Origin of the sequence: Candidatus Frankia alpina, assembly GCF_902806485.1 — a bacterium.
In the GTDB taxonomy this organism is placed as follows: domain Bacteria; phylum Actinomycetota; class Actinomycetes; order Frankiales; family Frankiaceae; genus Frankia; species Frankia alpina.
Genome location: NZ_CADCWT010000520.1, coordinates 1 through 842, shown reverse-complemented (window position 1 = coordinate 842; position 842 = coordinate 1). Strand labels below are relative to the sequence as shown.

Sequence of the window (842 nt, the reverse complement as noted above, 5' to 3'; positions counted from 1 at the left end):
GCGCCGGGCGAGCTCTTCGATCATCGGGGTGAACTGGGTGACGTCGGGCTGGCTGCCCGGGTAGACCCGCGAGAGCAGCGGGATCCCGCCGTCCCTCGTGGCGACCAGCCCCAGGCCGACCAGGCGCAGGTCATAGCGCTTCTGCTTGGCCTTCCCCCGGGCCGCGACCGGGGCGCGGGTGTTCGTGGAGTCGATGAACGTCGCGAAGTTGGTCATGTCGAGGACCAGGCCGTGAGTGTCAAGGCCGAACACGTCGATCATCCGCCGGGTCAGCGCCGTCTCGACCGCGTCGAGCTGGACCAGGTCGACGCGGTCCATCGCGTCCCAGAACCGGCGATGGTCGACCATCCTGGCCGTCAGGCCGGTGATCCGGCCCAGCGAGGTGGTCGCGGACCAGTCGGCGAAGCCGGCCTTCGAACGGGGGTCGCAGATCCGGTTGAGCGCGGCCAGCGCGACATAGGTCCCCACGGTCGTCCCGCCGGGGACCTTCGCGTCGCCGACCACACCATCGATCACCGCGATCGCATCGAGGCGGGTCAGCACGCTCCAGACCGCGGCGACGTCACCGAACCGGCGGTGCACGGTAGCGGCCGGCAGCGCCGGATCACCCCCGCCCGCCTGCCCGGTCAGCCGGGCGATCACCTCGTCTTCGGCACCGAGGTAGACCTGGTCGACGATCCGGGGCTGGCCATCGACCCGGGCAGACGTCGCGGCATAGAGATACGTCTTCCCCGAGATCCGCTTCTTCACGATCGACGCCACTTTTTAGGTACTACACCCCCCAGCAACGACCGCAACCACCCGGCCACACAACGCCGCAGATCGGACGCGTGGACCACGCC

The 842-nt window shown here is 69.6% G+C and carries 1 protein-coding gene; it reads right to left on the bottom strand.

Features of this window, described 5'->3' with window-relative positions; translation table 11 throughout:
• A partial coding sequence (locus G6R25_RS24305) for an IS1634 family transposase (protein ID WP_205447443.1) occupies positions 1 to 762 on the bottom strand: 762 nt, incomplete at its 3' end.
• Between the last annotated feature and the right edge of the window lie 80 nt (positions 763 to 842).